The sequence below is a fragment of the Salinicola sp. LHM genome (assembly GCF_034479735.1).
Taxonomy (GTDB): domain Bacteria; phylum Pseudomonadota; class Gammaproteobacteria; order Pseudomonadales; family Halomonadaceae; genus Salinicola; species Salinicola salarius.
This window is the reverse complement of the sequence record NZ_CP140261.1, coordinates 3,282,787-3,307,766: the sequence shown is the minus strand read 5'-3', so window position 1 is coordinate 3,307,766 and position 24,980 is coordinate 3,282,787. Positions and strand designations below refer to the sequence as shown.

19 protein-coding genes are annotated in these 24,980 nt (G+C 63.7%); 12 read left to right on the top strand and 7 right to left on the bottom strand.

The window, feature by feature from the left end:
• Positions 1-67: 67 nt before the first annotated feature.
• The 3 genes from mnmC to R5R73_RS15045 all read right to left on the bottom strand — a co-directional run bounded on the left by mnmC (position 68) and on the right by R5R73_RS15045 (position 3,154).
• Positions 68-2,101, bottom strand: coding sequence for a bifunctional tRNA (5-methylaminomethyl-2-thiouridine)(34)-methyltransferase MnmD/FAD-dependent 5-carboxymethylaminomethyl-2-thiouridine(34) oxidoreductase MnmC (gene mnmC / locus R5R73_RS15055; RefSeq protein ID WP_322527939.1), 2,034 nt, complete (start codon positions 2,099-2,101; stop codon positions 68-70).
• Positions 2,102-2,303: 202 nt separating this feature from the next.
• Complete coding sequence (locus R5R73_RS15050; protein ID WP_303855408.1) at positions 2,304-2,603, bottom strand: YciI family protein; 300 nt, start codon at positions 2,601-2,603, stop codon at positions 2,304-2,306.
• The gene (locus R5R73_RS15045) at positions 2,603-3,154 is read right to left on the bottom strand and encodes a septation protein A (RefSeq protein WP_071230669.1); all 552 of its coding nucleotides are present in this window, start codon (positions 3,152-3,154) and stop codon (positions 2,603-2,605) included. Before R5R73_RS15045 ends, R5R73_RS15050 begins: the two co-directional genes overlap by 1 nt.
• A 110-nt stretch (positions 3,155-3,264) precedes the next feature.
• On the opposite strand from R5R73_RS15045, the gene R5R73_RS15040 reads away from it, so the two are divergent.
• Together R5R73_RS15040 and R5R73_RS15035 are read left to right on the top strand one after the other, a co-directional pair.
• Complete coding sequence (locus R5R73_RS15040) at positions 3,265-4,188, top strand: PHP domain-containing protein (protein WP_322527938.1); 924 nt, start codon at positions 3,265-3,267, stop codon at positions 4,186-4,188.
• A gap of 117 nt (positions 4,189-4,305) precedes the next feature.
• Entirely contained in the window at positions 4,306-4,926 is a 621-nt protein-coding gene (locus R5R73_RS15035; protein WP_071230671.1) for an L-threonylcarbamoyladenylate synthase, read from the top strand.
• Positions 4,927-4,938: 12 nt separating this feature from the next.
• Here R5R73_RS15035 and R5R73_RS15030 read toward each other — a convergent pair whose 3' ends face one another.
• Together R5R73_RS15030 and R5R73_RS15025 are read right to left on the bottom strand one after the other, a co-directional pair.
• Positions 4,939-6,633, bottom strand: coding sequence for a methyl-accepting chemotaxis protein (locus R5R73_RS15030; protein ID WP_071230672.1), 1,695 nt, complete (start codon positions 6,631-6,633; stop codon positions 4,939-4,941).
• 131 nt (positions 6,634-6,764) lie between these two features.
• The gene (locus R5R73_RS15025; RefSeq protein WP_071230673.1) at positions 6,765-7,652 is read right to left on the bottom strand and encodes an ion transporter; all 888 of its coding nucleotides are present in this window, start codon (positions 7,650-7,652) and stop codon (positions 6,765-6,767) included.
• Between the two features lie 317 nt (positions 7,653-7,969).
• Between R5R73_RS15025 and R5R73_RS15020 the strand changes: the two genes are divergently transcribed.
• Both R5R73_RS15020 and R5R73_RS15015 read left to right on the top strand, forming a co-directional pair.
• A complete protein-coding gene (locus tag R5R73_RS15020) occupies positions 7,970-8,536 on the top strand; it encodes a heme NO-binding domain-containing protein (RefSeq protein ID WP_071230674.1) in 567 nt (188 codons plus the stop codon).
• 41 nt (positions 8,537-8,577) lie between these two features.
• Complete coding sequence (locus R5R73_RS15015; RefSeq protein ID WP_322527937.1) at positions 8,578-10,461, top strand: EAL domain-containing protein; 1,884 nt, start codon at positions 8,578-8,580, stop codon at positions 10,459-10,461.
• A 253-nt stretch (positions 10,462-10,714) separates the two neighbouring features.
• On the opposite strand, the gene R5R73_RS15010 is transcribed toward R5R73_RS15015, so the two are convergent.
• A complete protein-coding gene (locus tag R5R73_RS15010) occupies positions 10,715-11,605 on the bottom strand; it encodes a CYTH domain-containing protein (RefSeq protein WP_322527936.1) in 891 nt (296 codons plus the stop codon).
• A 188-nt stretch (positions 11,606-11,793) separates the two neighbouring features.
• Here R5R73_RS15010 and R5R73_RS15005 point away from each other — a divergent pair, with 188 nt between their 5' ends.
• The 6 genes from R5R73_RS15005 (at position 11,794) to glrR (ending at position 19,750) form a co-directional block, all read left to right on the top strand.
• Complete coding sequence (locus R5R73_RS15005) at positions 11,794-12,474, top strand: TIGR00153 family protein (protein ID WP_071230677.1); 681 nt, start codon at positions 11,794-11,796, stop codon at positions 12,472-12,474.
• Between the two features lie 55 nt (positions 12,475-12,529).
• On the top strand, positions 12,530-13,798 hold the full coding sequence (locus R5R73_RS15000) for an inorganic phosphate transporter (protein WP_071230678.1): 1,269 nt from the start codon (positions 12,530-12,532) through the stop codon (positions 13,796-13,798).
• Between the two features lie 127 nt (positions 13,799-13,925).
• Positions 13,926-15,236 (top strand): amino-acid N-acetyltransferase, encoded by a 1,311-nt coding sequence (gene argA / locus R5R73_RS14995; RefSeq protein ID WP_071230679.1) that lies wholly within the window; start codon positions 13,926-13,928, stop codon positions 15,234-15,236.
• Positions 15,237-16,060: 824 nt separating this feature from the next.
• The gene (locus R5R73_RS14990) at positions 16,061-17,617 is read left to right on the top strand and encodes a sensor histidine kinase (protein WP_247643224.1); all 1,557 of its coding nucleotides are present in this window, start codon (positions 16,061-16,063) and stop codon (positions 17,615-17,617) included.
• Positions 17,602-18,138 (top strand): hypothetical protein, encoded by a 537-nt coding sequence (locus tag R5R73_RS14985; RefSeq protein ID WP_139284240.1) that lies wholly within the window; start codon positions 17,602-17,604, stop codon positions 18,136-18,138. Before R5R73_RS14990 ends, R5R73_RS14985 begins: the two co-directional genes overlap by 16 nt.
• 232 nt (positions 18,139-18,370) lie before the next feature.
• A complete protein-coding gene (gene glrR / locus R5R73_RS14980) occupies positions 18,371-19,750 on the top strand; it encodes a two-component system response regulator GlrR (protein ID WP_322529613.1) in 1,380 nt (459 codons plus the stop codon).
• Positions 19,751-19,965: 215 nt separating this feature from the next.
• Here the strand turns inward: glrR and xseA are convergent, their stop codons facing one another.
• Positions 19,966-21,348 (bottom strand): exodeoxyribonuclease VII large subunit, encoded by a 1,383-nt coding sequence (gene xseA, locus R5R73_RS14975; protein ID WP_322527935.1) that lies wholly within the window; start codon positions 21,346-21,348, stop codon positions 19,966-19,968.
• 292 nt (positions 21,349-21,640) lie between these two features.
• On the opposite strand from xseA, the gene guaB reads away from it, so the two are divergent.
• Both guaB and guaA read left to right on the top strand, forming a co-directional pair.
• A complete protein-coding gene (gene guaB / locus R5R73_RS14970) occupies positions 21,641-23,110 on the top strand; it encodes an IMP dehydrogenase (RefSeq protein WP_322527934.1) in 1,470 nt (489 codons plus the stop codon).
• 260 nt (positions 23,111-23,370) lie between these two features.
• Positions 23,371-24,945 carry a glutamine-hydrolyzing GMP synthase gene (gene guaA / locus R5R73_RS14965; protein ID WP_322527933.1) on the top strand — a complete coding sequence of 525 codons (1,575 nt, stop codon included), beginning with the start codon at positions 23,371-23,373 and terminating at the stop codon, positions 24,943-24,945.
• The last annotated feature ends 35 nt before the right edge of the window (positions 24,946-24,980 follow it).

Genomic DNA, 24,980 nt, shown 5'->3' with positions numbered 1-24,980 from the left:
ACCTGATTGACGATTCCCTTGGGCAATACGGCGTCAATCGGCGGCTCCCCGGAACGCAGAGGGCGTCTCAGCGCCCGCGAATCAGGTCGGCAATGATGCGTCGACCGGGGTGGAGGTGATCCACCAGTCCGCGTTCCAGCGGCATTGGTTCATCGTATAGCCGCGAGGCGATCAGTTCGGCACACAGCGGGGCGCTGACCATGCCGCGGGAGCCGTGCGCGGTCGTGACCCACAATCCCGGGTAGTGGCTGCCGGGGCAGTCGAAGCGGCGCCTGGCATCCTTGCCCAGCGCGGCGTAGTCGTTGCGCCAGCGTGCGACGTCCGGCAGCGGCCCGACGTAGGGCGTCTTGTCCGGGCTGGCGGCACGAACGCTGGCGCGGCCGCCGCAACGGGCGGGATTGATTCCGGCAAACTGGCGGGCCAGCGTCGGAGCCGTCCGGGCCAGCTCGTCGAGATTGCGGCGATGATCCGATTCGCGCAGCGTCGTATCGGCATCGTGGGGCGAGAAGGTCGCGCCGAAGGTGAGCATTCCGTCGCGGGCCGGCATCACGTAGCCGTCGGCGCAGAGTACGCGCTCCAGGGCCGGACCGTTGCCGGACTCGGCCTGCTGCGGTAGCGCCAGGGTGGACACCTGGCCGCGAACCGATTGCAGCGGCAGGCCATCGAGCCAGTCGCGGCTGGCGTGGCCGGTGGCGAACACGACCTGGTCGACGCACAGCGGGCTCTGGCCCAGCTGCAACTGCCAGCCGCTTTCCGTCTCCCGCAGTGAACGAAGTTCGGCCTGGCGTATTTCGACGCCGGGCGTCGCGGCGAGGTGACGACACAGCGCCACCGGATCCACCCAGCCTGCCCGGGGATAATGGAGGGCAGCCTGGTCCAGATCGATGCCGGCGAGTGACGTGGCGTCGGCGGGCTCGCTGGCGGAGACGACCGTCGACGGCAGATCGTAGAGGTCCAGGAACCGGCGCTGGCGTTCGACGCCACGCGCGTCCCCGGCCAGTTGCAGCAGCCCGCAGTCCGACCACCAGCGGCGCTGGGGATCGAGGCGCGCCAGCCAGCGCTGCGTGTAGAGCAGCGCGGCGAGATAGAAGCGGCTCTGGAGATTGGGTTCCACCGCCAGTTTGACGTAGAGCGCGGCCTGGGGATTGCCGGAGGCCCCGGCCGCGATGCCCGCGCGATCCACCAGCGTCACCCGACTGCCCCGGCGCGCCAGTGCCGCCGCCACGCTGGTGCCGGCGATACCGGCGCCGATCACGGCCACGTGCGCCGCCGGCCGAGCGGGCGGCGGCTGAAACCAGGGGGTCGCCGCTCGGGCGGGAATGGCCTCGGACGCAGGTCGCGTCGACTCGTCCCGCTCGCCGCGCAGCATCTCCCGCTTGCGGCCGAAGCCCGGCACCTTGCGCCAGTGGAAGCCGGCCGCGGCCAGGCCACGGCGAACGAACCCCGCGCAGGTGAAAGTGGCAAAGGTCGCCCCCGGCCGGCTGGCGGCGGCCATGGCCTCGAACAGCTCAAGGCGCCACATGTCGGGATTTTTCGACGGCGCGAAACCGTCGAGGAACCAGGCGTCGACCTGGCCGTCCAGCTGCGACAGGCAGTCCGCGGCATCGCCGAAGTGAAGGTCCAGGATGACGCGGGCATCCAGCTGCAGCCGGTGGACACCAGCCACGGCCGGGGGCCACTGCTCGAGCAGCGAAGCGGCCCGGGACGATAGCTGCGGCCAGCTGCGCCAGGCGCGTTCCAGCGCCTCGCGGGTGAGCGGATGCTTCTCGGTCGAGACCAGATGCAGCCTGGCCTCGGCAGGAGCGTTCTCATCGAAGCACGCCCAGGCGCACAGCATGTTGAGCCCGGTGCCGAAGCCGGTCTCGCCGATCGTGAACGGCCGCCGAGCCCGCCAGGCGGCCAGGCGTCGTGGCAGATCGTTGTTGTCGATGAAGACGAAACGGCTCTCCTCGCGGCCATCCTGACGCGAGAAATAGACATCGTCGTAAGCGGTCGAGAAGGGAGCCTCGACGTCGCCATCGTCGACACGCCAGTCCAGTTCGGCATGTCGGATGGAGTAGCGGATGGCATGGCGATGAGGAGGAACCGAGTTGCCGGTCATGGTTTCCACGTCCAGCGCCGCCAGGCAATCGCTTCAGGAAAGCCAGGCGGCGAGCTGTATAAAAATTGAACACTTTCCGCCAGGCGGCGGCTTGTCGGCGGCACGGAAAGACGTCCGCGGGATCTTAACAGTGTTATCCACAGCCATTGTGCAAAACCGTGACGCGAGCGGTTGTGGATAACGGGCGACGGGTGCTTCCGGCTTACGGCAGTACCCGCTTGAACGGCTTGACTTGCACTTGGGAGTAGACGCCGGCCGCGACGTACGGATCGGCGTCGGCCCAGCGCTGCGCGGCTTCGAGCGATTCGAACTCGGCCACGATCAGGCTGCCGCTGAAGCCGGCCTCACCCGGATTGTCGCTGTCGATTGCTGGATGAGGCCCGGCGAGCACGAGTCGGCCTTCGTCCTTCAGCGCTTCCAGACGCTCGAGGTGCGCCGGGCGAACCGAGAGCCGCTTTTCCAGGCTGTCGTCGACATCGTCACTGATAATGGCGTATAGCATCAGGAACCTTCCTCCGATTGTGATTGCGAAAGATGGCGGGCCAGGAACAGGGCCTGCCCGACCACGAACAGCAGCGTCAGTCCCAGCATGCCGAAAAGCTTGAAGTCGACCCAGGTCGCCTCGTCGTAGTAGCTGAAGACATAGACATTGAGCGCCGCCATGGCGAAGAAGAACAGCACCCACGCCAGATTGAGCCGCCGCCACACGGCCGCGGGCAGCGCTACCGCCTTGCCCATCATCCGCTGGGTCAGCGTCTGCCCGCCGAACAGCGGCGACAGCAGAAACGCGACGCCGAACAGTGCATTGATGACGGTGGGTTTCCACTGAATGAATGCCGGGTTGCGAAACGCGATGGTGGCGCCGGCCGAGGCGATCACGATGATCGAGGTGATCAGCAGCATCTTCTCGATGCGGCGCTGACGCCACCAGACGATGCCCAATTGCGCCACGGTAGCGGGAATCAGCACCATCGTCGCCATGATGATGTCGCCGCTCAGGTGGTACACGGCGAAGAAGATCGCGATGGGCAGAAAGTCGAACAGCAGTTTCATACGGGCTAGGCCTCTGGCGGGTGGTGGCGGCGCAGACGTTTGACCCGGCTCGTCGCGCCCGTCACCATAGTCGATCTATTCTGACAAAGACGCTGGCTGGCGTCATGCCCATGAGCGTTTTTCCCACCGATGATCGCGAGACTCGTTCGTTGACGCTGCCAGAAACGCTGGAAAGCGTTCGCGGGGTCGATCTGCACCTGCACTCCACGTCTTCCGACGGCAAGCTTTCACCCACCGAACTGGCGGACCTGTGCCATGCCCGCGGGATGACGCACGTCGCGCTGACCGACCACGACACGCTCGATGGCGTCGAGGAAGCGCGACAGCGATGCCGTCACCATGGCATCCACCTGATGGCGGCCGCCGAGCTCTCCTGCCAGTGGCGGGGCATCGCGCTTCACATCGTGGCGCTGTTGCCCCACGGCACCTCCCGCGCCCTCGATGCCGGCCTGGCGTCGCTGGCCCACGCCCGCGAGCTGCGATCCCGAGAAATTGCCCACCGTCTGGAAAAGGTCGGCCTGGACGACGGGCTCGCCAGGGCGCGGCGGGAAGCGGGAAGCGAGCGCCCGCTGGGGCGGCCGGATTTCGCGGCAGCGCTGGTCTCCGCCGGCGTGGTGCCGGATATCAAGACGGCGTTCAAACGCTACCTTGGCGCCGGCAAGCGCGGCGACGTCAGGATGCACTGGCCGGAGTTGGCGACGGTGGTCGGCTGGATTCGCGACGCCCAAGGCATCGCCGTCGTTGCGCATCCGCTGCGCTACGGCATGACCCGGCGCAAGCGCGACCTGATGTTCTCGGCCTTCATCGAGGCCGGCGGCGAGGCGGCGGAGCTGGTCAGCGGCTACCAGAATCCGGATACGACCCACGATCTGGCCCGGCAGCTCGACTTCCATGGCCTGTACGGCTCGATCGGCAGCGATTTCCACTATCCCGGCGGTGCGCTGTCGCCGGGAACGATCAGCCCGCCGCCGCGTTCCCACGTCGAGCCGGTGTGGTGTCATCCGTCCCTGCGAGGCTTTGCCTGCGGCGAATGACGCGGCGTCTGTTACGCTGAAAGGCGGTGACGCTCGGAAAAGCGAGGGTCATCCTACGGACGACCGCTGTCATGCGTGTCGTGGCGGGTTTCCAAAGCGGTTTCAGGAGAGCGTGCAATGACCCAATTCTTCCAGATTCATTCGCAGAATCCGCAGAAGCGCCTGATCGATCAGGCCATCGAGATCCTGCGCCAGGGCGGCGTGATCGCCTACCCCACCGACTCCGGCTATGCGCTGGGTTGCCGGCTGGGTGAAAAGAAAGCGATCGAGAAGATCAAGTGGCTGCGCCAGCTCGACGACCGCCACAACTTTACCCTGGTGTGCTCCGACCTGTCGGAAATCGGCACCTACGCCAAGGTCGACAACAGCGTGTTCCGCCTGCTCAAGTCGCATACGCCCGGCGCCTACACCTTCATTCTCACCGCTACCAGCGAAGTGCCGCGTCTGCTGTTGCATCCCAAGCGTCGTTCGATCGGTGTCCGGGTGCCGGACCACAAGATCACCCACGCCCTGCTCGATGCTCTCGGCGAGCCGCTGATGAGCGTGACGCTGATTCCGGTGGGAGAGACCTTGCCGATGACCGACGCAGAAGAGATCCGCGAGCGCTTCGGGGCGCATCTGGAGCTGATCATCGACGGCGGCGCCTGTCAGCTCGAACCGACCACCGTGGTCGACCTGCGCGAGATCCCGCCGGTGATCGTCCGCGAAGGGCGGGGCGATTCCGAAGCCTTCCGTTAAGCGAAATCTCTATCAAGCCGGTAACGGTTCAGGGGCCTTGTGCCTCGTATCGGCGACCGACCTCGAGTCGACGGTCGAGTCCGTATCGGCGGGCGCGGCAGGGGAGAGCGGTTCCGGTAGGAGCGTCGCGGCTGCGGCAGCGGGTGGCGGTGCCATCAGCTTGAACGCGTCGCAGCGTTCCTGCTGGCGCTGAGCGCGGTCGTCGAGATCCCGCGTGGCGTGGAGCGTTCGCTCCGCCAGCGCGACATTGCGCTGGGTGGCGGCATCGATGGCGTTGATGGCCTGGTCGATCTGGCGAATGCCGTCGCGCTGTTGCTGGCAGGAGAGGGTGATGCCGTCCAGCAGCTCGCTGAGCTGCTGACTGGAGCCCATGGCCGTGGTCAGCGTTTCCCCGGCGTCGACCAATACGCGGGTGCCTTGCTGTACCTGGCGATGCGTGCCTTCGATCTGCTCGCGAATCGTTCCGGCGGCCTCGGCGGAGCGAGCCGACAGGCGGCGAACCTCTTCGGCGACCACCGCGAATCCGCGCCCCTGCGTGCCGGCCCGGGCGGCCTCGACCGATGCGTTGAGCGCCAGCAGGTTGGTCTGGAAAGCCAGCGAGTCGATCATGGCGATCACTTCCAGCGAGGCCTCGGAGCGAGCCCGGGCAGCTTGCATTTCACTGATCGCCGTCGAGACCTGTTCTCCGCTGGAATCGATCCGGCGCTGGTTTTCCGCCGACAGGGCCCGCCCCTGATCGGCATGCTCTGCCGTGTGCGAGACGGTCGCGGTGATCTCTTCCATGCTCGCCGTGGTCTGCTGCAGCGCCTGGGCCTGCTGTCGGCTCTGATCGTTGAGGGCGTGGCTGGCGTCGGTCAATCCCAGCGCGTCGTCACGTAGTGCCCGGCTTCCCTGCTGCAGCTGAGAGACCAGATCCAGCAGCGCGAGCTGCATGGCATCCACGCCGGATTTGAGCAGTGCCATTTCGCGCACGCCGCGGGTCGACAGGCGCGTGCCGAGATTGCCCTGGGCGATATCGGCGCAGTGCCGTCTGACTTCGCCAAGCGGGCGCAGCAGATGGCGCTGGAACAGGTAGAAAGCAAGCAGGACCAGCAGCGCGGTGACCGCTGCGGTCGCCGATAGCCCTAGCTGCAGGTGACGAACGTTGCGTGCCATGGCCTCGGCGCCCGACGCCGCGTTGGCGTTCGCGGCGGCGGTCAGCGTTGCGAGACTGGCATCCAGCGCCGCGGTCAGGTCGCTGGCTCGCTGCACGCTGGCCTGGTACGCCGAGACGTCCCAGGCCTTGAGCGAGTCGAAACCGGGCTGTATGCCGTCTTCGATCAGTGCCTGGAAACGGCTTTGCAGGTCGCGATTCGTTCGGCTCTGCTCCGAAGAGGGGTTGCCCGTCGGGGAAAGGTCGGCAAGCCGCTGTTTCGCGTGGTCGAAGGTGGCTTCGGCCTGTGCCCAGGTCTTCTTGGCGGGCTTGACGCGCAGGCGGTTGTAGTCGGTCTGGTAGCTGTCCAGCAGGACGCGGGTCTGCATCAGCGCCGCGTAGATCTCGCGCGCGGTGCCGAGCTGGACGACATTGAGCGCATGGACGGAATCGAAGGCATCCCTGGCTTGCTTCATCGCCAGGTAGCTGCCGCCGCCAATCAGCGACGTCAGCAGGGCGAAGAGCAGCAGCATGGCGATGAGGCCGCCCCGCAGCGTGAAACGAAACGATTTCATGACAGACTCCCGATGAATACACACCGCTCGAGGCGGGCTCGAAGGAGTCTGTCGCGGTCATGTCACAGAATGATGACAACGGTAACGTTTCTCTGGCCCAAGGTCAGTGCGACAGGGGCAGTGCGACAGGGTCAGTGCGACGGTTGGTCGTCGTTGGCCGGCGTCTCGTCCTCGTTGCGCGCGTTCGGGTCCGGCGTCTCTTCATTGAGCCAGGTCCCGCAGAAGCGGCAATATCTGGCGTCGCGCTCGTGACCTTCGCGGCCGCAGCCCGGGCAGGCTTCCTCGGAATAGCGCTCGCGCTGGATCGAGCGAATCACTTCGGCCGAGAAGACCCCGGTCGGCACGGCGATGATCGAGTAGCCCAGGATCATCATGAAGGCGGAGATGAACTGCCCCAGTGGTGTCACCGGGGCGATATCGCCGTATCCCACCGTGGTCAGCGTGACGATCGCCCAGTACATCGAACGCGGCATGCTGGTGAAGCCCGCCTCCGGCGGCTCGATCATGTAGATCAGAGCGCCGAAGATCGTGATGATCAACAACACCGTGGTCAGAAACAGCAGGATCTTGCGCTGGCTGCGCTGCAGCGCCTGCATCAGCATGCGGCCCTCGCCGACGAACTCCATGAGCCTGAGAACGCGGAACACGCGCAGGACGCGCAGGACGCGCACCACCAGCAGCGATTGGGCGCCGGGTATCAGCAGGCTGAGCCAGGTCGGAAGAATCGCCAGCACGTCGAGAATGCCGTAGAAACTGCGCAGATAGCGCCAGGGCCGTTCGAGACAGTAGAGCCTGAGCGCCAGCTCCAGCGTGAAGATCAGCGTGAAGCCCCATTCCATGACATAGAAAATGTCTCCGAAGCGTTCATGCAGCCCCGGCACGCTGTCGAGGAAGACGGTCCCCACGCTCACCAGAATGAGGGTGATCAGCGCAATGTCGAAAGCCTTGGCCTGTGGCGTGTCCGATTCGAAGATGATCTGGAATAGCCACTTGCGTAGCGATGAGTCGCCCGATTGCATCGATTGAGTTCCCGTCCCTGGTGTTGAGTGGCGCCGTAGCGCGCGCCTGGCAATTCGTTTACGGCACATTTCAGTTCTCGGCGTGGATACCGATAATACTAAGATTACTTAGAATTGCTGGATGTCATTGGCCGTCAGCTCATGCGCATTTGAAGTTCGTCGAGTCATTGCGTTGTACCGGTACTATTTTCAGCCACCTGTCCCAGCCACCTGTCCCAGCCACATGTCCCAGCCACATGTCCCAGCTACATGTCCCAGCCACATGCGATGTATCGGAACCATGCCCAGGCATAAACTGACGCGAGGGTAGTATTTTCATGATCGGGTTGATTCAACGTGTTCTCATTGACCATGTCGAGGCCAACTACGGCGAAACGGCCGTACAGGTGATCGCGGAGCGGGCAGGCGTGCCGTCGCCTGGACGACGTATCGACACGGATTACGACGATGCCGATACGCTGGCGTTCTTCGCCGCGGCCGGCGATTACCTCGAACTCGATCATGAGGCGCTGATGGCGCTGTACGCCGATCTGTTCATCCAGTGGACGCGCCGACACTACCCCATGTTCTTCTCGATGGCCGAATCGGCGCAAGCCCTCCTGGGGCGCCAGCCGGCCATCCATGCGTCCCTCGGCGCCGGTGTGCGTGACCCCAAACTGCGTAGCCGGGTGAATGACAAGTTTCGGGTCGTCGAACAGAGCGCTTCGTGGCTGGTCATCGAGTACCGCTCGCCGAATGGGCTCTGTTCGCTCTACCGTGCCATCTTCCCCCGGGTGCTCGAGGAGTATGGTCAGACCGGCGAGCTGGTCGAGACGTGCTGCCGGCATCGCGGTGACGATTGCTGTCGATTCGAAATGACGTTTGCGGAAGAGGCAGCGGCATGAGAAGAGGGCCTGGGGGTTCGGACGCGTGCGAGCGGCACCTGATGGCAGAAGTCGAGTCCATCAGCAACCAGCTATGTCAGGCCGTGGACGGCAATTTCGAGTTTTACGTCCATACCGACAGTGATGAAATCGCGGTGCAGAAGCTGGCTCAGCTCAATAACTTCGTCCTCGATTCGGTACGACGCACGATCCGGGATCTTCAGGCCTCACGCGACGAGCTCGAAACCCGCGTCGAGGAGCGGACGCAACGGCTGAACCTGGTACTGACCGCCACCAACGATGGTATCTGGGAGTGGGATATCGCCAGTGGCAACATCACGTTGTCGCAGCGCTGGTCCAGCATGCTGGGGTTGCCGTATGCCGCAGGGCCGCAGCATCCCGATGAATGGTTGCGTCGGGTTCACGACGACGACCGCGCCAAGGTCCAGCGGTCGCTGTACCAGCATCTGGACGGGTTGACCTCGTCGGTCAATGTGGAATACCGCATTCGCGACGCTTACGGCGGCTGGCGCACGATGCTGTGCCGAGGGTTATGCCAGCGCGATGATCGCGGTGTGGCGATTCGCATGGCCGGCACCCAGACCGACACCACCGAACAGCGTCTCGTTGATCCGCTGACGCTGCTGCCCAACGGCGATTATCTCGACCTGCTGCTGCGAGAACGCCTGTCGCGGTCACCGCAGTCACCGTTGGCGCTGGTCAAGTTCCAACTGCTCAATGTGGCCTCGCTGTTCGAAGGCGTGGCGGTCGAGGAGGCCATCACTGCGCTACGGGGTCTGGTTCAGCAGATGCGCCGCCAGTTGCCCCCGCAAGTGGCTTTGATCGCCTTGCCGGAACATACCTTTGCGATGATTTTCGAGATCAATGACGCCGAATGGCTCGATTACGCCCTCGAGCCGCTGGAGGCGCTGCTTGCGCAACCAGTGGAGATAGACGGGCAGCAGGTCTGGCTGTCGCATGTCAGCGGAGTGGCGGTATTGAGCCCGTCAGAGCCGGTGAGTGTCGACGAATGGCGCCATCGGTCGCGTCTGGCCCTGGCCAATGCACGCCAGTCGGATATCGGCTCGCGGCGCTATTACAGTGAATCGCTGCGGCAGTGGGAGCGACAGAACAGCCAGGCCGAGCAGTTGATTCGCGGGGCGCTGGCGACTCGCGGGGTTCGCTGCTTCGTGCAGCCGATCATCGATGTTTCGAAGGGCGAGGTGCGCTGCTTCGAGGCGCTGATGCGCCTGCAGGCGCCCGGCGGGAAAATCGTGGAGCCTGGCAGCTTCATCGAAGTCGCTGAACGTTCCGGATTGATCTCCCCGCTATGGGAAGCGCTGATGAAGCAGGCATTGCCGATGCTCAAGGACGATGCCATCCGTCAGCGCTTCGGCGACCGCTTTCTGTTGAGCGTCAATCTCTCGACGCGCCAGGTGATGGACCCGAGCCTTCTCGACACCCTGCTCGAGGCATTGGACCACCACGGGATTCCCTGTCATCGACTCCAGATCGAAGTCACCGAAACCTCGGTGCTCAGCGATCCGGTCAAGGCGTTTCGCATTCTCGACCGGATCCGGGCTGCCGGCATCCGTGTGGCGCTGGACGACTTCGGCAGCGGCTATTCTTCGCTGGCGCAGTTGACCTCGATGCCGATGGATACGGTCAAGATCGATCGCGAGCTGGTCACGGACGTCACCACGCTGCCGCGCAAGCGCCATGTGCTGTCGGCAGTGATCGCGCTCTGTCAGCGCCTCGACTACGGCATTGTCGTGGAAGGTGTCGAGGAGTGCGAAACCCTGAACCTTCTGTGTGCATGGGGCGTCACCGACATTCAGGGCTATGTCTACGCCCGGCCGCTATCGCTGGATCGGCTGGTCGATGACTTCCCGTCACTCAAGCCTTGTCGGCCTGACATTGATGCCGAGAGCGCTAGGGTCTGTTGACGTTTCAGCGCGAACCGCGTTGCTGCGCCAAATGGCGCCAGGCCAGGCGCGGGATGCAGAGAAGGGTGGTTCCCTTTTCCAATCCCGCAACGCCGCATGGCGCCATTTGCCGCGCAACCCGAAGGGCCGGGCCAGTTTTTGCACGGTGCTGCGTTATTCGTCGTTCATTTGGAATGACCAAACTACGCTCCTCACGCCTTGCCCCGCACAAAAACTGGCTCCGGCGCGGCCGTGCATGAAACGTCAACAGACCCTAGGGATCCTGACGCCTGAGAGCCAGCCAGTCCTGGCCGCCCCAGGGTACGACCCCCTGGTTCAGGGCGGTGTGAATCCGCTCGATCGCCGGAAGGCGGTCGTCATGTCGACGAGGGGCTTCCCGCCACTGGCGAACGAGCCGTTCGCACTGTGCTTCGGCGCTGGCGAGCCAGGCAGCATGCTGGCTGTCCTGCCAGTTGTCGATCGCGTCGATCAGCGTATCCACGGAAACCTCTCGATGCGAAGAAGGTTCGGGCCATCCGCTGCCCAGGCAGGCGGCACGGCTGGCCTTGCTGTGGTTGGCCGGGCGCGCCGGTAGCGGCGTCGCCTCCGGAGTCGACGGTTCGCACAAAGCCTGCGCCAGCTCCCAGAGCTGCTCGGGGCGCCCGCGCTTGAGTTCGAGCTCGAGTTCGCAGATCGGCAAACTGGCATCGCCGGCGTGAATGGTGCCCTGATCCAGCGCTATCTCGATATCGCTGCCCTCGGCCTGGTAACGCCAGAGCCGACGCTCGAAATCCGTGGTGAAAACCGGGCGCAGCGTGGCCAGATCCAGATCGGCGAGGGCAGGGTGCTCGAGGGCGCGCAGCCCGTTCACATCGAGGCCCACGGCATTGCACTCGGCCTCATCGATAGACCACTCCCATTCGCCCCGGCTCGACAGCCCACCGCGGCTCTCTGCGGCACTCTTGAGAGTCTGCAGACGTTGCGCTCCCTGGCGACGGACCCGCAGCGCGACCCGGCGCGACTGCAATATCGCCTCGGCGGTGTCGTAATACTGGTTGCCCAGGGAGACCGTGCGCGAGGCCATCTTCCTCAACAGGGGGTGATCGATCAGGCGGGCAGGACCCTCGGGCGACAGTGCCAGTTTGAGTTCGATCTCGTCGCTCATGCATGCTCCGCAGTGATTGTCTGTTCTTGAAGGAACGGCCATCCTGAATTGAAAGACCGTCCTGGACAAAAGACGAACGCTGTCTCGAATACAAGACAGGACGTCGGTATCAACATGAATTTTTCATGACGCATCCAGATGCAATCATTATACTGACGCCGCCACTTCCAACGCATCCAGGCCACGTTATGGTGAGTACCAATCCGTTCTCGGCGCTGTTTGGACGATCGCCGTTCCAGCCGCTTCTGGCTCATATCGTCAAGACCAGCGAGTGCGCCAGCCAGTTGTTGCCATTCTTCGATGCCGCGCTGGGTGGTGATTGGGAAGAAGCGCGCAAGCACCGCGAAGCGATCACCCGTCTCGAACACGATGCGGATGAGCTCAAGACGCAGCTGCGCCTCAATCTGCCCAATACCATGTTTCTGCCCGTCTCGCGCTCCGATCTGCTGGAACTGATCAGCGTCCAGGACAAGATCGCCAACAAGGCCCGGGATATCACCGGCATCATGCTGGGCCGGAACATGATCATTCCCGAGCCGCTGGCGGAGCCGATGCGCGACTATCTGCGTACCGCCGTGGCCACCGTCGACCAGGCGCGCAAGGCGCTCGAGGAGCTCGAGGATCTGCTCGAGTCCGGTTTTGGCCGCAATGTCTCCGATGTCATGCAGGAACTGATCAAGGAGCTGCATGATCTCGAACACCAGGCCGATGACCAGCAGATCGATATTCGTCGCCAGCTGTTCCAGCTCGAGGCGGAATTGCCGCCGGTCGATGTCATCTTTCTCTATAAAATCATCGAATGGATCGGCGAGCTGTCCGACCGCGCCGAGCGCGTGGGCAGCCGCCTGCAGATACTGACGGCCCGCTGATCGCGGGCTTTGTCATTCTATGCCTTCGTCACGCCACTCAAGCGAATAAAAGCCTATGTCCATCATTGCGCAATACGGTGATGTCTTCATCATTCTTGCCTGTGTCTTCGGTTTCTTCATGGCATGGGGGGTTGGAGCGAACGACGTCGCCAACGCCATGGGAACCTCGGTCGGCTCCAAGGCGATCACGATCAAGCAGGCGATCATCATTGCGGTGATCTTCGAGTTCCTCGGCGCCTGGTTGGCCGGCGGGCAGGTCACCGAAACGATCCGCAAAGGCATCATCGACCCGGCCCTGCTCGAGAATGACCCGCAGATGCTGGTCTACGGCATGCTGGCTTCGCTGCTTGCTGCCGGCTCCTGGTTGCTGATCGCCTCGTTGAAGGGGTGGCCGGTTTCCACCACGCACTCGATCGTCGGCGCCATCGTCGGTTTCGCGGTGGCCGGGCTGGGCGTGCAATCGGTCAGCTGGGGCGCGGTGGGAACGATCGCGCTCAGTTGGGTAACGTCGCCGCTGATCGCTGGCGTGTTCTCCTTCATGCTGTTCCGCTCGGTGCAGGTGCTGATCTTCGACAACCCCGATCCGTTCGCGGCGGCCAAGCGCTATGTGCCGGGCTATATTTTCCTGGTCGGTTTCATCGTCTCGATGGTGACCCTGGTCAAGGGGTTGTCCCACGTTGGCCTGCAGCTGACCTTCGGCGAGAGCCTGCTGCTGGCGGTGGCGTTCGGCGTGATCATCATGATGTTCGGCCTGCTGCTGGAAAACCGGATCAACCGCGGTGACCGCCGTGCCCGCAGCAACTACGACTTCTCCAGCGTGGAGCGCATCTTTGGCGTGCTGATGATGTTCACCGCCTGCGCCATGGCCTTCGCCCACGGCTCGAACGACGTCGCCAACGCGGTCGGTCCGCTGGCGGCGGTGATCAGCGTGGTCGAGAACGGCGGCGGTGTTTCCGGCGCTGCCGCCATGCCCTGGTGGGTGCTGGTGCTCGGCGGCGGCGGGATCGTGGTCGGCCTGGTGACCTACGGCCACAAGGTCATCGCCACCGTCGGCACCGGCATCACCGAGCTGACCCCGAGCCGCGGTTTCGCCGCGACGCTCTCCGCCGCGTCGACCGTGGTGCTGGCCTCCGGCACCGGCCTGCCGATCTCGACCACGCACACCCTGGTCGGTGCCGTGCTCGGCGTGGGCCTGGCGCGCGGCATGGCTGCACTCAACCTGCGCGTGCTCGGCTCGATCGTGCTCTCCTGGCTGATCACGCTGCCGGCGGGTGCGCTGCTGTCGATCGCCTTCTTTTTCATGTTCAAGGGCATGTTCGGCTAAAGCCGATTCGCATCTACCGACCCGTAGCCGCCGGTGCTGGTCTACCGACCCAAAGACGCTCTGGTATAGTTCGAGGCAGACCCCTCGCGGGTCATGCCTCATAGCCCACAGCCGGAGCGTCTAATCCTTGGACTCGCGTTTTCCCTTCGTCGACTGGTTTCGTCATTCATCGCCTTACATCAACGCCCACCGCGGCAAGACCTTCGTCATTCTGGTCGAAGGCGAGGCGATGGCGTCGTCGCGACGTGGCCAGCTGCTGCAGGATCTGGCGTTGCTGCATACGCTCGGCGTTCGGGTCGTGCTGGTCTATGGCATCCGGCCGCAGGTCGGCGCCGCGCTGGAAGCGGCCGGGATCACGCCGGTGCGCATCGGCGGGCGCTGGGTCGCCGATCGCCAGGTCATGGATCACGTCGAACGCATTGCCGCGGTAAACCGTCTCGAACTCGAAGCCCAGCTCTCGCTGGGGTTGCCCAATACGCCGCTGCATGGTGTCGAACTCACCGCCGTCTCCGGCAATCTGGTGACGGCGAAGCCGCTGGGCGTGCGCGGCGGGGTGGATTTCGATTACAGCGGCGAAGTCCGCCGCGTGCGCAGCCAGGCGATCGAGAGCCTGCTCGCCGGCGGCAATCTGGTGATCCTGCCGCCGCTGGGATACTCCCGCACTGGGGAAGTCTTCGATCTCGACGCCTCGGAGATCGCCCAGCATGTCGCGGTGTCGCTCAAGGCGGATAAATTGATCCTGCTGGGTGAATCGGCCGGGCTGCACGACGACAGCGGCCAGTTGCAGCGCCAGCTGACACCTGACGAAGCCGACACCCTGCGCGAGCGGGCGACACCCGGCAGCGAGCTTGCCCGCCATCTGGGCGCGGCCTGCGGCGCGGCCCGTCACGGTGTCGGCCGTACCCACCTGCTTTCCTGGCACGATCACGACGCCCTGCTTGGCGAGCTGTTCACCCGCGACGGGGTCGGCACCATGATCACCCAGAACCGCTACGAGCAGTTGCGGCAGGCGGTGCTGGACGATGTCGGCGGCCTGCTCGCGCTGCTCAAGCCGCTCGAGGCCAGCGGCATGCTGGTGGCCCGGACCCGGGAGCGGCTGGAGCACGAGATCGAGGATTACATCGTGATCGACCGCGACGGCATGGCGATCGGCTGCGCGGCGTTGCACAGTTACGCCGACGCCAGAATGGGCGAACTGGCCTGTCTGGCCGTGCACGACGACTATCGGCGTGGTGCCCGGGGCGAGACGCTGCTTGCCGAGATCGAGCGTCGCGCCCGGCGACAAGGGCTCACTGAGCTGTTCGCCCTGACCACGCATACCACGCACTGGTTCGTCGAACGCGGCTTCTCCCTGGCCACGCCGGAAGCGCTCCCTGCTTTGAAGCGCGAGACCTATAACCAGGCCCGACGCTCCAAGGTCTTGCTGAAGTCGCTCTAGAGCGACACCCCTGACCGCGTAGATTGCGCTTTGGCGTATCCAAATGGAGACGCTTTAACTTTTTGATTTTTCTCTTATATTCTGAATAGGGCAAAAAGGTGTCTGCTTATGGAGACGTTTTTGAGCCCGTTTTTGCGTTTCTTCGGGGCAGAGACGGCCGGCAATCCGTTGTCGAATAATTTGCCGTATTTAAGCTATTGATTTAAATAGTTTTTTATAAAACTGGCACGGCTGTCGCAATACTGTTCATCGAGAGCGACGAGATGATCTCTCCGGAAGTCATCTCGGCGGATCTTTTCAGGCCCCCAACTACCCTGTGCAGGGCCTGGCAAGATTCGACAGCGTCTGCTCCACGCGATGTGTGACTTAGGTTGCGATGAGACGGGTGCGGCCCATCGGGCAAGGAGATGCACCATTAGGGCAAGGATGCCCCGGCAAGGATGCCTTCCCCCTCGAAAGAGGGGACCCATTGCGACCGGTCGCAGCGTTTTTCGAAACGTTTTTTTCGTAATCACGCTTTCGGAAAGCCAGGCGACCGGTTCAGACACGAAGCAGCGGCTCGCCGCCACGATATTCGATAGCCCCTGAATGGCCGAATCGAATACCGGCTTCGGGGCCTACGGGGCTCTCGGGCCCTTCAGGCCAGGGGAGCGATCTCGAATGACTGATTCAGGCAGTGTTTCAAGGTCGTTCTCGACCCTTCAGTTCCCTGCGTACCTTGGGCCGGCTCTGCCGGCCTTCTTTTTTTGTGCAGTTTTTTCGAGCCCACGCCAGTGTGGCCCAAATTAGACATCGATAATAATGCTATTCTTGCGGAACGATCCATGACCCCGATGGGCATCCTGCATAGAGCGATTTTCATGACCACCAAGCTCTCCCGACGCTGGCGTCCTCGCTCGCTACTGCAACTCGTGTTGCTGGCCTTCGTCGTCGTCATGTTGCCGATAGCGGTGCTGATGTTTCAGGCCGGGCAGGCATTGTCACAGCTGTCGACGCTTGCCGACCAGAGCGCCCGGGAAGCCGTCGAAGAGACGCGCCGGGCACGCATGTTGAGTACGCTGGCGCTGCAGATGGAGCGCAGCGCCCGCCAGTACGCAGTCATCGAGGAAGAAGGGCTGCGCGACATCTACGACCAGAAGGTTCGACAGTTCGGCGAGCTGCTGCAACAGCATGAGTCGTTGATGCGCAATAACCCGGATTTTCAGTCGCTGGCCGAGCGCTACCAGCAGTTGCGCTATCTGCCCCAGGCCTCGGTGGAGGATATGAGCGCGTTTCTGGAGCGCTTCTCCGGTTTTGCCTCGGAGTCCGATGCGGTCAGGAAAGCCACCAACGATCTGATCGACACGCGCATCGCCAATATTCGCGAGCAGGCGGATGCGGTCAAGGCGCGGCTGTGGATGCAGACCGCGGCGCTGGTTTCCGCCAGCCTGATGCTGATGCTGTTTTTCACCTGGTTGATCACGCGTCCCATCCGCCAGCTCGAACGGCGTATCTTCGGTTTGGGCAGCGGCGAATGCAGCGACACGCCGATCCGTATCCAGGGGCCGGCGGAGCTGGTCCAACTGGGTGACCGGCTGACCTGGCTGTCCGGGCGGCTTTCGGAGCTGGAAGCCCAGAAACAGCAGTTTCTGCGCCACATGTCGCATGAGCTGAAAACACCGCTGACCAGCGTCCGGGAAGGGACCTCGCTGCTGTCCGACGGTGTGGCCGGCGAGCTCAACGAGCGCCAGAGTGAAGTCGTCAGGCTGATCGACGAGAACGGGCAGGAACTGCAGACGTTGATCGAGCAGTTGCTGGACTACAATCTGTTGCAGAACAGCCGCCGAATGAAAGTCACCTCGTTCGATGTCGCGACGGTGATCCAGGAAGTGCTGTCCAAGCACCGGCTGGCGCTCGACAACAAGGGGATGCGCGTCAAGAGCCCGCATCATCCGCTGAAATGGCAGGCGGACCGTGAGCGAACGGCGCGCGTGCTGGACAATCTGATCTCGAATGCCATCGCCTATGGCGACGACGGTGGTCAATTGGTGATTCGTGTCTCGAACCAGCATGATTGGTTGGTACTGGATGTCGCCAACAGCGGCGAGCCCATTGCCGAAGCCGATCGCGAGCACCTGTTCGAAGCCTTCTACCAGGGCAGCGTGAGACGCAAGGGCCCGTTGAAGGGATCGGGCATCGGGCTTTCGGTCGCCGCGGACTGCGCCAAGTTGCAGGATGGCCAATTGGCGCTGGTGGACGATGCCGAGCTGCCGGTCTGCTTCCGTCTTACCCTGCCGTGGGCGGATTTCCCGACGCATGGAACGCAATACGAAAATGACGCCGCACCGGACGAGACGCTGCCGGGCGGTGATTCAAGGAAGGAAACATGGTCAGTCAAATGAGAACGACGCTTGCCCTGTTCGGCGTGATGGCGCTGGCAGGCTGTCAGTCCCTTACCAGTGAGCCCGTGCCCTACGGTTGCGGCGAGATCCCGACCTACGCCGATAACGTATGCCTGGTCGATACCTGGGTCGAGTTCGGCCTGCAAGCGCAGCGCGGGGATGACGACTGGCGCGAAGAGACCCTGGCCAGGGTCGGCCAGGGCCGCATGGACCAGAAGGCCGTGCGCGCCGTGGTGCTCTCCTGGGATGGCCCCGGTGAATGGCGGGAAGCCTCCGATCTCTACAAAGCCTCCATCGACGCCGCGCCTTCCCGATTGCAGCCGCTGCTTCGGCAATGGCTGAACGGTCTGGAAGCGCGGCGACAGCTCTATGCGCAGCGGGGTGCGAGCCAGGGCGGCCGGCGCGACGACACGCAGGCACTGAAAGACGAAAACGAGAAACTAAAACAACAACTCCAGGAGATGTCGGACAAGCTGGATGCATTGACCGACATCGAGCGGACCATCAACGCACGCGATTGATCTCCGAGGACGCTCGCGACCGATCTTCAAGACAAGATCCCCGCGAATATCAACACACACGTAAAACCAGGCCATCCGTGCGACCCAGGCGATACCGGCGTCGCACGACCGCGTCACATCGAGCGTGACACGCCTTTATCGGCATCGATAGGGTGAAGCGGTGGCAGGAGGTGCCCATCCCATGTCATTGAATATCGAAACACCCAAGACCCGACCGGTGAGAACCCCGGCCATGCAGCCGGGCAAGAGCAGCAACACCGCCCACATTCTCCTGGTCGACGACGACACCAGCCTGCTCAAGCTGCTGGGCATGCGTCTGGAAAGCCGCGGCTTCCGGGTGACCACGGCGGAGAGCGGTCGCGAAGCGCTGACCCACATCGAAGAGACCTCGCCGGATCTGGTGCTTTCCGATCTGCGCATGGACGAAATGGATGGGCTGACCCTGTTCCACGAGCTGCAGCGGCGGGTGCCGGGTATTCCGGTGATCATCCTCACTGCCCACGGTTCGATACCGGATGCCGTCAGCGCCACCCGTCAGGGCGTGTTCAGCTTCCTGACCAAGCCGGTCGATCGCGACGAACTGTTCGAAGCGATCGACGAAGCGCTCAAGCAGACTCCGACCACGCGAGGCGAGGGCGGCGAAGCGTGGCGTTCGAAGATCATTACCCGCAGCCCGCAGATGGAGCGCGTGCTCGAACAGGCCTACATGGTCGCCGCCTCCGATGTCAGCGTGCTGGTGACCGGCCCCAGTGGTACAGGCAAGGAGCTTCTCGCCAACGCCATGCACCAGGCCAGCCCGCGTGCCGACAAGCCGTTCGTGGCGATCAACTGCGGCGCGCTGCCGGAGCAGCTGCTGGAGAGCGAGCTGTTCGGTCACGCTCGCGGCGCCTTCACCGGCGCGGTCAGCCAGCACGAAGGCCTGTTCCTGGCTGCCGACGGCGGCACGCTGTTCCTCGACGAGATCGGCGACATGCCGCTGCCGCTGCAGGTCAAGCTGCTGCGCGTATTGCAGGAGCGCCAGGTTCGCCCGCTGGGCAGCACCAAGTCGTTTCCGATCGACGTGCGGATCATCTCCGCCACCCACCGGGATCTCGACCGCGCCATGCACGAAGGCGACTTCCGCGAGGATCTCTACTACCGCCTCAACGTGGTCAATCTCAAGCTGCCGCCGCTGCGTGAGCGAGCCGAGGATATCCCGCTACTGGCCAAGCACATGGTGGCCCAGATTTCGGCGCGGCATAAACCGTTCGTCAAAGGCTTCTCGCCGGAAGCGCTCAACCTGCTCGCCTCGAGCGGCTGGCCCGGCAACGTGCGCCAGCTCGTCAACGTGGTCGAGCAGTGCGTCGCCCTGACCAGCACGCCGATGATTCCGGAAGCGCTGGTGTCGCAGGCGCTGGCCGCCGAGGAGAACGCGCTGCCCTCGTTCAGCGAGGCGCGCGCCGGGTTCGAACGCAGCTACCTGATCAAGGTGCTCAAGATCACCGAAGGCAACGTCACCCAGGCAGCGCGCATCGCCGGACGCAACCGCACCGACTTCTACAAGCTGCTAGCGCGTCACGACCTCGATCCCGGCTCTTTCAAGCCGAGCGCAATGCCGGATCCGGGCGATTGATCGGTTGCCACGCGCCGTCAGGTCGTTGGAGATAGACGCTGAGATAGAGCCGGAGACAAAAGAGAGAGCCACCGTCGGCAATGAACTGCCGGCGGTGGCATTTTGTTGGTGACCTGTCGCCAATTACCGAAATTACCGAACGGTAATTTTTCGCGAAAAATGGCGGTTGAACGCCGATTTCTTACCGAGCGGTAATTTTCTGCTTCTGGTCTGCCTCAGCGCTTCAGCCGTCGCTTCACTTCCAGTTTCAGGCGGCCTTCGCCGAGACGGGCCGTCAGCGTCTGGCCGGGCTGGGTCTGGCTGGCGGCGCGGACAACCTGGCCGCTGTCGTCCTGCAGGATCGAATAGCCCCGGCCCAGCACGGCCAGCGGGCTGACCGCATTGAGCTCGCGGGCGATTCCCTGCAGGTTCTGGCGCTCCTGCTGCAGTTTCCGCCGCTGGCCGGCTTCCAGCCGCTGCCGGAGCTGTTCGACCCGTTCGCGAGCCTGGCGCAGCGTCCGGCTCGGGTCATGCAGCGTGAAGCGCCGAGTGGCGGCATCCAGCCGCTGGTGATCGCGTTGCAGGCGCTGGCGCATCGCCAGTTGCAGCCGGCGATCCAGCCCCGCCAGATGCTGACGCTGCTGGGCGAGGCGTTCGCCGGGATGGCGCAGCCGCGCGCGCAGATGATCGAGCCGCTGGGACTCGGCGTTGAAGCGCCCGCGCCAGGCCTGATGAAGCCTTCTCCGCTGCTGATTCAGCGTCGCCTCGAGATCGCGGCGATCCGGCACCAGTCGTTCGGCGGCGGCGGAGGGCGTCGGGGCGCGCACGTCGGCGGCGAACTCGGCCAGGGTCACGTCGACCTCGTGGCCGATGGCGGCCATCACCGGCAACTTCGAATGGAAGATCGCCCGTGCCAGATGCTCGTCGTTGAACGCCCACAGGTCTTCCAGGCTGCCGCCACCGCGGGTGATCAGAATCGCATCGAAAGGGTCGCTTGCGTCTTCCCGTCGCGCCTGACGATTGGTTCTCACCTGACGATTAATCAGGGCCAGCGCCCGGATCAGCGCTGGCGGCGCCTCCCGGCCCTGCACCGGCGACGGAAATACGCTGACGCGAACCATCGGCCAGCGCGCCCGCAGCACCGCCAGCACATCGCGAATCGCCGCGCCGGTAGGGGAGGTGATCAGTGCCAGATGCCGGGGCGGGTAGGGCAGCGGCCGGGCGTTGGCGAATACGCCCTCGGCGCTCAGCTGTCGTTTGAGCCGCTCGTAAGCCGCCATCAGCTCGCCTTCGCCGCTGGGCTGCACGGCATCGACGATCAACTGGTAATCGCCCCGCGGCTCGAAGATCGACACCCGCCCGCGCACCTTGATCCGGTCGCCATCCTTCAACGGCGTGCGGGAAAGGCTCGCCCGGTTGCGGAAGAACGCGCACCTGAGCTGCGCCCTGGCATCCTTCAGCGTGAAGTAGATGTGGCCGGAAGCGGGCCGCGCCAGCCCGGAAATCTCCCCCTCGACCCAGCAGTCGCCGAAGCCTCGCTCCAGCATCTGGCGGGCCTGGCGGTTGAGATCGCTGACGGAGATCGCCTGCGGCGACGGCGTTGTCGTGAACGCGGACATGGCGTGATCCGGAAAGAGAACGTGTGAATGACGAATGGCGGCCAGACTAACACGAAGCCGCCCGGCATCGCCCCGACTCGACGACACGACACGACCCGCGACTGCCATTGAGCAGCGTCGGCCAAGCGACTATAATGCGCGATTAACTTTTCGCGGCTCCCGGTTCATTGCCGAGTCCACACTGCAAGAACGGTCCCCAGGGGCTTGTCCCAGGGCATTCACCTTCAAGGACCATCGCGGTGCCGCAGGCTGTCACAGGCTCCCCACCACCTGCCAAATTGGGTTTCCGACCATGCTACGTATAGCGCAAGAAGCTCTTACGTTCGATGACGTATTACTCGTACCCCGCTACTCGGATGTCCTGCCCAGAGACGTCGACCTCAAATCCCGCCTGACCCGCAACCTGACCCTGAACATTCCGCTGCTCTCTTCGGCCATGGATACCGTGACCGAAGCGCGTCTGGCGATTGCCATGGCCCAGGAAGGCGGCATCGGCATCATCCACAAGAGCATGTCGATCAACCAGCAGGCCGCCGAGGTCCGCAAGGTCAAGAAGCACGAAAGCGTTATCGTCAAGGACCCGGTCACCGTCGGTCCCAACGCCAAGCTGCAGGACCTGCTGGAGATGGCCAAGGAATACGGTTATTCCGGCTTCCCGGTGGTCGAAGGCGAGACCCTGGTCGGTATCGTCACCGGGCGTGACATGCGTTTCCAGCCGGATCACAGCGACAGCGTCGAAGCGATCATGACCCCGCGCGACAAGCTGGTCACCGTGCTCGAAGGCACCCCGCTGGACGTGATCAAGTCCAAGCTGCAGGAAAACCGCATCGAGAAGATCCTGGTCGTCGACAAGGACTTCCACCTGCGCGGCCTGGTCACCGTGCGTGACATCGAAAAAGCCCGTACCTACCCGATGGCCGCGAAAGACGCCGATGGCCGCCTGCTGGTCGGCGCCGCCGTCGGCACCGGCCCGGAAACCCCGGACCGCATCGCCGCGCTGGTCGAAGCCGGTGTCGACGTGCTGGTCGTCGATACCGCCCACGGCCACTCCAAGGGCGTCATCGACCGCGTGCGCTGGGTGAAGGAGCACTACCCGGAGCTGCAGGTGATCGGCGGCAACATCGCCACCGGCGAAGCTGCCGTGGCGCTGGCCGAAGCCGGCGCTGACGCGGTCAAGGTCGGCATCGGCCCCGGCTCCATCTGTACCACCCGCGTCGTCACCGGCGTCGGCGTTTTGCAGATCACCGCCGTCGCCAACGTCGCCGAAGCGCTCAAGCCGTTCGACATCCCGCTGATCGCCGATGGCGGCGTGCGTTACTCCGGGGATATCGCCAAGGCGATCGTCGCCGGCGCCAGCACCGTCATGCTCGGCAGCATGCTCGCCGGCACCGAAGAAGCGCCGGGCGAAGTCGAACTGTTCCAGGGCCGGACCTACAAGGCCTATCGCGGCATGGGCTCCATGGGCGCGATGTCCCAGACCCAGGGCTCCTCGGATCGCTACTTCCAGAGCAAGGACGAAGGCGTCGAAAAGCTGGTGCCGGAAGGCATCGAAGGCCGCGTGCCCTACAAGGGCCAGATGAGCGCCATCGTCCATCAGATGATGGGCGGCCTGCGTGCCTCCATGGGCTACACCGGCTGCCACAACATCGAAGAGATGCGCACGCTGCCGGAGTTCGTCAAGATCACCGGTGCCGGCATCACGGAATCCCACGTGCATGACGTGCAGATCACGAAAGAAGCGCCAAACTACCGCGGCGCCTGATCGTTCGTGATTCAGGAAACCATCTGCGCTCGCTCAGGCTTTGTTGAACGGCGGCTCGATATGCTCATTTACCAACACGTAAACTCCGCTATCTCGCCGCCGTTCGCCTCCCCTGAGCATCGCTCGAAAGGTTTCTTTTCATGGTCGAGTCCATCTTGCATGGGCTCGATCATCGAAACAGTTTCCAGCCATTTCCGGCTTCATCAGCGGCGCCTAACAGCGCCGCTGCTTGTTTTAGGTTCACTTCCAGGGCTCATCCGATGACCGACATCCATTCGCACAAGATCCTGATCCTCGACTTCGGCTCCCAGTACACGCAGCTGATCGCGCGCCGCGTGCGCGAGATCGGCGTGTTCTCCGAGATCCGCGCCTTCGATATCACCGAAGAAGAGATCCGCGAATACAACCCCAACGGCATCATCCTCTCCGGTGGGCCGGAATCGGTCTCCGAGCTGGGCTCGCCGCGCGCGCCTGCGTGCGTGTTCGAGATGGGCCTGCCGATCTTCGGCATCTGCTACGGCATGCAGACCATGGCCGAACAGCTCGGCGGCGCGACCGAAGGCTCCAACAAGCGCGAATTCGGCTACGCCCAGATCAGCGTTTCCGCGGAAGACGACCTGCTCGGCGGCATCAAGGATCATGTCGACCATGACGGCGGCGCCTTGCTGGACGTGTGGATGAGCCACGGCGACAAGGTCGCTCGCGCACCGGCGGAATTCACCGTTACCGCCTCCACGCCGAGCTGCCCGATCGCCGCCATGACCTGGCCGGAAAAGCGTTTCTACGGCGTGCAGTTCCACCCGGAAGTGACCCATACCCTGCAGGGGCAACGCATTCTCGAGCGTTTCGTGCTGGATATCTGCAAGGCGGAAAAACTCTGGACCCCGGCGCAGATCATCGAAGACCTGACCGAGCGCGTCCGCGAACAGGTCGGCGACCGTCACGTGCTGCTCGGCCTCTCCGGTGGCGTGGATTCTTCCGTGGTCGCGGCGCTGCTGCACAAGGCGATCGGCACGCAGTTGACCTGCGTATTCGTCGACAACGGCCTGCTGCGCAAGCAGGAAGGCGACCAGGTGATGGAAACCTTCGGCCAGCACATGGGCGTCAAGGTGATCCGCGTCGATGCGGAAGACGAGTTCTTGGGCAAGCTGAAAGGGGAGAACGACCCCGAAGCCAAGCGCAAGATCATCGGCAACACATTCATCGATGTATTCGACCGTGAAGCCGCCAAGATCGACGGTGTCGAATTCCTCGCCCAGGGCACCATCTACCCGGACGTGATCGAATCCGCCGCCAGCAAGACCGGCAAGGCCCACGTGATCAAGTCGCACCACAACGTCGGCGGCCTGCCCGAGACCATGAAGCTCAAGCTGGTCGAACCGCTGCGTGAACTGTTCAAGGATGAAGTGCGCAAGCTCGGCCTCGAACTCGGCCTGCCGTACGACATGGTCTACCGCCACCCGTTCCCCGGGCCGGGCCTCGGCGTGCGTATCCTGGGTGAGGTGAAGAAAGAATACGCCGACATCCTGCGCGAAGCCGACGCCATATTCATCGAGGAACTGCACAACGCCGACTGGTACCACAAGACCAGCCAGGCATTCGCTGTGTTCCTCCCGGTGAAATCCGTTGGCGTCGTCGGCGACGGCCGCCGCTACGAATGGGTCATCGCCCTGCGCGCCGTCGAAACCATCGACTTCATGACCGCAAGATGGGCGCACCTGCCGTATGAGCTGCTGGAGAAAGTCTCCAACCGCATCATCAACGAGATCAGCGGCGTCTCCCGCGTGACCTACGATGTCAGCAGCAAGCCGCCCGCGACGATCGAGTGGGAGTGAGGGACTAGCAGGTCTTTAGAAGCCTTTCCTGATTA